This is a genomic window from Kordia sp., assembly GCF_022447245.1.
Taxonomy (GTDB): Bacteria; Bacteroidota; Bacteroidia; order Flavobacteriales; family Flavobacteriaceae; genus Kordia.
Window position 1 is genome coordinate 1 of record NZ_JAKVBC010000069.1, and the last position, 6,428, is coordinate 6,428.

General features: G+C 31.4%; 8 protein-coding genes. 6 read left to right on the plus strand and 2 right to left on the minus strand.

From position 1 onward, the window contains the following. Window positions 1-343: 343 nt before the first annotated feature. Complete coding sequence (locus MK119_RS23905) at window positions 344-529, minus strand: hypothetical protein (RefSeq protein WP_290684197.1); 186 nt, start codon at window positions 527-529, stop codon at window positions 344-346. A 744-nt stretch (window positions 530-1,273) separates the two neighbouring features. Here MK119_RS23905 and MK119_RS23910 point away from each other — a divergent pair. The 5 genes from MK119_RS23910 to MK119_RS23930 all read left to right on the plus strand — a co-directional run bounded on the left by MK119_RS23910 (window position 1,274) and on the right by MK119_RS23930 (window position 5,146). Beyond that, window positions 1,274-1,960 carry a hypothetical protein gene (locus MK119_RS23910; RefSeq protein ID WP_290684199.1) on the plus strand — a complete coding sequence of 229 codons (687 nt, stop codon included), beginning with the start codon at window positions 1,274-1,276 and terminating at the stop codon, window positions 1,958-1,960. A 474-nt stretch (window positions 1,961-2,434) separates the two neighbouring features. Beyond that, window positions 2,435-3,013 carry a hypothetical protein gene (locus tag MK119_RS23915; RefSeq protein ID WP_290684201.1) on the plus strand — a complete coding sequence of 193 codons (579 nt, stop codon included), beginning with the start codon at window positions 2,435-2,437 and terminating at the stop codon, window positions 3,011-3,013. Window positions 3,014-3,102: 89 nt separating this feature from the next. Continuing rightward, entirely contained in the window at window positions 3,103-4,218 is a 1,116-nt protein-coding gene (locus MK119_RS23920; protein ID WP_290684202.1) for a two-component regulator propeller domain-containing protein, read from the plus strand. 309 nt (window positions 4,219-4,527) lie between these two features. Further along, entirely contained in the window at window positions 4,528-4,815 is a 288-nt protein-coding gene (locus MK119_RS23925) for a hypothetical protein (protein WP_290684203.1), read from the plus strand. Window position 4,816: 1 nt separating this feature from the next. Further along, a complete protein-coding gene (locus MK119_RS23930; protein ID WP_290684205.1) occupies window positions 4,817-5,146 on the plus strand; it encodes a hypothetical protein in 330 nt (109 codons plus the stop codon). On the opposite strand, the gene MK119_RS23935 is transcribed toward MK119_RS23930, so the two are convergent. After that, the gene (locus tag MK119_RS23935; protein ID WP_290684207.1) at window positions 5,141-5,341 is read right to left on the minus strand and encodes a hypothetical protein; all 201 of its coding nucleotides are present in this window, start codon (window positions 5,339-5,341) and stop codon (window positions 5,141-5,143) included. The two genes, MK119_RS23930 and MK119_RS23935, sit on opposite strands and share 6 nt — an antisense overlap. Window positions 5,342-5,562: 221 nt before the next feature. Here MK119_RS23935 and MK119_RS23940 point away from each other — a divergent pair. Beyond that, window positions 5,563-6,428: hypothetical protein (locus tag MK119_RS23940; protein WP_290684208.1), on the plus strand; the 866-nt coding region annotated here is incomplete at its 3' end.

Here is a 6,428-nt window from a genome sequence, read left to right on the forward strand (position 1 = left end):
GGTTTATGACAGAATGATTATCGGAAAAAGAAAACCATTTCTCTTGTCGACAAAAGACCAATCTCGAATAGAGAAATATGAAAAGGAGTTTGAAAAACTAAAAAATAACTACGCACAACACCGGTAACCGTTGCACAAGCCTTTAATTTCAAAAAAAACAAGGCATTCTTAGCGCTTTTAAGGATGTCTTTCTTTTGAGTTTTCCTATTGCAACCTAAAATTTACATCCCTTAAAATCCAGTTATAGTTGCCAAATAGTGACTTTATATTGAAAATGATTGCGACAAGCAAGTTTACTCCACTTTTTGCCGTTTTTATAATGAATTTCAGGTATTTCTTTAAGTTATAAGCAATAGCTGCCATGTGCATGACTTTGTTCGCTACTTCCGAAATATTCTTTGGTAAGCTCATAGAGGTAATCCAAGTCTAAAACTACTAATAAACGACGATAAAAGTTCTGCTTTGGAATACGATCACTTAACTGAAAATTGTTGAATAATTTTTCTTGATAGATTTTCTTGCCTTGCACAACCTAAGGTACGTAATTATTCAATATCTTAGACTTGTGCAACAGGCACAAAGCGTATAGTTAATTGCTATTCCTTGCTAAACTAAAAGTAAGTGATTTTTATAAAGCAAGTGTTTACTGAAAAATTGTACATTTAAACACGCAACTAACCATACACGGAACGTTGTAGTGCATTTAAGAAAACAAAAAACTAAAAATGATTCTTAATTTTTTATTACCAAAAAAAAGAAAAAATCTAAAAAGAAAAAGGAACCAAATTCGATTAAAAAAATCGGATATATTTTACTTGTGTTTATTCCAATATTTATTATGATTTATTTTAATGGACAAAGAAGAAAGAAAAAATTAGAAACTGAATCTTTCAATACTATCGGAGTCGTTGAAAAACTAAAACCCAATTCAAAAAAAGGTAGGACAAAAAGAAAAGATGTGGTTTACTTTTATTTCGTAAAAAACGATACTGTCTTTCATAAGTTAACTTTCTTGACTAATAATAGGATTAAGAGGTTAGGAATTAAAACTAATGAATGCTACGAATTGAAAGTTGTAAAATCTGATTATGGAATATTCGAAATTGATTTTAACAAAAAGATAGATACAATTATTGATAAAAGGGAATATAAAACTCAAAAATATAACACGAGTATTCATCGTAATATAATAGAATAAAAACGCACTACAACACCACCTAAACTGCATTAAAACGCAGCTTAGCCAAAACGTTAGCAAACATTAAAAAAATACTTGAGACAAGTCATTAACATAATATCAGGAATCATATTCGGACTTGCACCATTGGCAGGAGCGACAGTTATTGGCATTGCTATTTATGCCTCATTTCCCAACACGACAGGAATAATAATTTTTGGACTCTTGGCGATTTTATCAATTTGGGTTGGACTGAAAATTTTTAAGCGGGTAAAAATTATAGGTCCAATTGAATTTATGACAGCAGTTCATGCTTCGCCAGACCTAGACAACCTAGAACCGACAGAAGGCAATGAAACAAAAAGAAGAAGCCCAAAGGAATTTGTTCAACTTTTAGCAAATAAAAACAATTCGTTCAAAGGCGGAAGCTTCAGAATATTCGGAGATTGGTTCGGCAAACCATATGATAATTACCACGAAATTGAATCTGCTGAATTTGACGACCAATTGAAACTACTGACTTTGAATTTTAAGGAAGGGGAAATTCTCGAAATTTATAATCCTAAGCATGTTTTTGAAGCTTCGACATTCTTTAAAATTATTAATGCCGATAGAATTAAATTGACTTGGTTCTATTTCGGTAAAACTAGGACAACAGAGAACCAATATTTCCTTGATTACAATTTAACGAATAAAAAGATTACGACCGAAACAAATGTTGATTGGTACAAGCCAATTTTTGACATCTCGCTTGGAGGTCCAGCATTAATGATTTATGGATAGAATAAAAATAAAAAACGTTTGCTAACAATGGTGACTGTTGCGCAACTATCATTTTTAAGAATATTATAAATTTCGGAGCAAAATAAAATATTTTCACAATGATAATCAGGTTGTAAAATTTTAAATAAAATGAAAATTACAAGATTTAAAGAATATTTTGACTTGTGCAACAGGCACAAGGTATAAACGGCATTAAAACGGCCGTTTATACTAATCTTTAAACATATAATTACTTACCACAAACACCTTATTTAAGGTGTTTTTTTATGTCTAAAATTTAAGAATAACCGACATCGTAAGATATCATAAAACCTGTAGGTTTTCCGATACTTAAAAAACGGAAAAACGTTCTTTGACATATTGTGGTAAGTAAAATAATACTATATTTATGCATGTAAGATCGCTATTAGTAAGCAAATTTTTACATAATTTAGAAATAACAGGAATTCTTGTTATTCATACGTTGTGAGCAATATGAGAAAAACGCTATCGATATTAATTTTACTTCTGATTATCTCTTGTACACAAAGAGAATATAAGACAATTGACTTCGGACAATTTGAAATAACTGTTCCTGAAAATTGGAACAAATACGAAGCCAAAGGAATCGATAGTTACGTTGGCGGAATAATAACTGAAACAAACGATACTTTGGACTTTGATTTTGGAATGTATTCTGGCGATTTAAGTAGAAGTGATTTTCCAATGGTTTATGACTCGCTCGGATTAGCGGAACTGACTGAAAAAGAACTCGAGCTACTGCCGAAAACTAAACACCTAATCGTTGATAGTATAACTGGAGATATTGACTTTAAAGAATACTTACAATACCAATTTGAGTACGATTCAATTGATTGTTTCCAAGCAAAGATAATTACACCAAGAAATAAAGGTTTTGGCGGAACTGGAATTTATATTGACAGCTTAACTGGAACAAAGCGGAATTTTGACAAAATCAAGTTTGGTTTTTATGGTTTCTATTTAAAAGAGCAAGTGCAAGCCGAATTTTTAAAAGCTTTGAAAACATTAAAATTTAAAAAATACTGTGAATAAAAACTGCTCACAACAACACCTAAACTGCATTAAAACGCAGCTTAGCCAAAACGTTGGCGGCAACTTGAGAAAAAAACTGGAAAACAGAAATGATAAATAGATTAACTAAAATATTTCTCTTATTACTAATTTCAAGTAGTTTTCAATCTTGTAATGGTCAGACTAAATCTGAACTTAAACAAAAAGAAACTAAAATCACCGAAATTGGCAAAATTGTTTCAGAACTTGACAATCAAATTTGGGTAGTTTTTCAAGACAAAAAAGGAGATTTTTGGTTTGGCAGTAATAGGACTGGCATTTATTTCTACGATAGAAATGAGTTAAAACAATTCACCCAAAATGACGGACTAATTAGTAATCAAATTCGTGGAATACAAGAAGATAATAAAGGAAATATCTTCATAGAAACACCAAAAGGTGTTAGCAAATTTAACGGAGAAGCTTTCACAACTCTAGACGTAGTAAAATCACCTAAAAATGAATGGAAATTAGGGCCAAATGATTTATGGTTTAACTGTAACGGTAACGCGAATAATGTTTACAGATATGACGGACAGAGCCTTTATGAACTTAAATTACCAGAACAAGATATCGAAAATGCTTTAGGAATTACTGAAAGTGAAAACCCTTATGTTGTATTTGGAATTGATAAAGACAAAAAAGGTAACATATGGTTTGGGACTGTTTTAGCAGGTGCGTTTCGCTTTGATGGGAATTCGTTTTTATGGATTGGAGAGAAAGAACTGTCAAGACTTCCAGATGGACGAGAACCTGGAGTTCGTTCAATTTTAGAAGACAATGACGGAAATATATGGTTGAGTAACTTTAAACGTAAATATAGAATCAAGTCAGATTTGACTAAAGAGTACGAAAAACTTAAAGCAGTTGAGTTATCAGAAGAAATTGTAAGAGATAAGATACTGTACTTCAATTCAGGAATTAAAGACACTGAAGGAAACTTATGGATGACAACTTATGGCGGTGGTGTTTGGAAATATGAGGGACAAGAACTCTTGAACTTTGAAATAAATAATGGAAAAGAAGATGTTCTATTGATTTGCATCTATCAGGACAACAACGGAAAAATTTGGCTTGGGACAAACAATGACGGAGTTTACAAACAAACAGGAAAAGGATTTGAAAAATTTGAACCAAAAATAAAAAAAGCAGCCGCTAACAAAGGTAACCGTTGCACAAGCCTATGATTTCAAAAAAAACAAGGCATTCTTAGCGCTTTTAAGGATGTCTTTCTTTTTAGTTACAGCTATGTAATTCTAAAATAAACACAATTAAAATGATGGTTTATCCAAGCCGTTAAACATATAATTACTTACCACTAACACCTTATTTAAGGTGTTTTTTTATGTCTAAAATTTAAGTATAAACCGACATCGTATGATGTCATAATAACTGTAGCGTTATTGCTAACATCTGTATAAACTGCGTTTTAATGCAGTTTTATAACCTGTCAGTAAAAAAAATAATCAATATTAATCAACAAAAAATCAATAAAAATGGCTTGTAAATGCCCAACAGATAACAAAAAAGGATATTGCGCTAAGTGTTCCAACTTACGAGTAGTATTTATGATTGACAAAGCTTTTCGTCATCTTTATCCCAATGGGAATCCAGTATATTATTCCTTTTTATCCGAAGAAAAAAAACACAACGATTTAGAAACCGTTGCAAAAAAAATGATTTATAGACTTGGCTTACGTCATGCTAGCCATACAACGGTTGTGAAAGTTTATAATAATTTACTATCAGGGCGTCCAGAAATATTCACCTATAAAAGAGTTTAGAATGGTCATAAAATTATTAAAAATTGTACGTAAAGATTTAGTGCTTTTCAATACAGTTATCGAAAGTAGGTTGGAGAGTATTGTTAACAAGACTGATAAAAAATACAAGATAGAATATTCTATTCTCGATGAGTATCGTTACAAAATACAAAAGAAACTAGCTAGTAGACCTAAAAGTACATATAGCCTATCTTTTTTATACCATGAAGCGCATTACTTCTGGCATGCTATAAATAAATACAAGGAATCCCTTCGGGAAAAAATTGAGAATACAGACTATGTAGAAGCTGTTCTTACAAGACATGAATTAGTTCTAGGTCCAAAATTATAAATACCCAAAATAAACCAGCACAGCTTCCACTTCGTTTTTGTAAACAAGCTGTTTATTTTTAGCCTCGTCAATATCTACCTTTCTAAGTTCAGATATTTTTTGATTTATAATTTTTTTAGCCTCATCACGACTTACAGGTTTGAGAAGTTTTCGTAAGTCAGACTTCCACATGGCTTTTAATGTGAAATCGTTCATACTTAAATTATTATAGCATCTCAAAAATAAGTAAAAGTTATCTAAAACAGCAATATCTTACCAACAACTATCAACATAATTCAAAAAAAAAATCAACGCAAACCAACGTAAACCAACGCAAATCAACGTAAATCAACGTAAACCGACATTTTACAAAAAAATACTTTCCAATTTTACCTCGTAAAGAAGCTCCGCAACGCTAAATACAAAAGTTCTTTGGCATGACAAATAGTGAGGTAAACCAGTTATTACATAGAAAATTACTTTCAGGAAGAAAATACGATAAGTACTTTAAAAAATCTTATTGTAAAGTAGAAGATTTAGGAATAGGCGACACAAGTCATGGAGTAAATGCCATGCAAGAATATGCATTTACACATGCGTATCAGTCTACTGAAATAGCTTCAAATGAATTTACAGGTTTTTCGTTAGAAAAAACAGTTGAAAAAATCCATCACTTTTTATACAATCACATACAGTATAAAAAAGATGGAAACCTACAAGACTTAAGGGCTCCTTATTGTATATGGAGTAGCAGAAAAAGTGGAACAGACTGTAAAAGTTATTCAATTTTTGCATCAACAATCCTTATAAATCTTAACATCAAACATTACATACGTAGAGTAATTTATCATGGTGATAATGTAAACACACATGTATATGTAATTGTTCCTCATGATCAAGTTCATGGCAATTTAAGTGCGGGATATCTAACTATTGACGGCACAATGAAAGAAAATATTGAACTCCCTTTCAAAAAACCAAGTGATACCTATATGGAACCAGAATTACAATACAGAGGCTTATCACAACCTACATTTGGATTAGGTTGTAGCTGTCAAGATCAGAGTATTGATTTTTATGGAGGCAGACAATTTCAAGGATTAGGAGCTGCGTATCCAGGACAAAAAGCAATAGATGTAAGTCATAAAACCTACAATGATGCTGTTTTAATGGCAATGGACAATTTTGATCTGTTTATGAATCAAATTTCTGCTCCTTCTCGCCAGGCAAACCAGCTTCGTCAAAAAATATTTAACAAACTATTTCAAGGTAATGATCCAGAATTAAAAATTACAAGACAGGG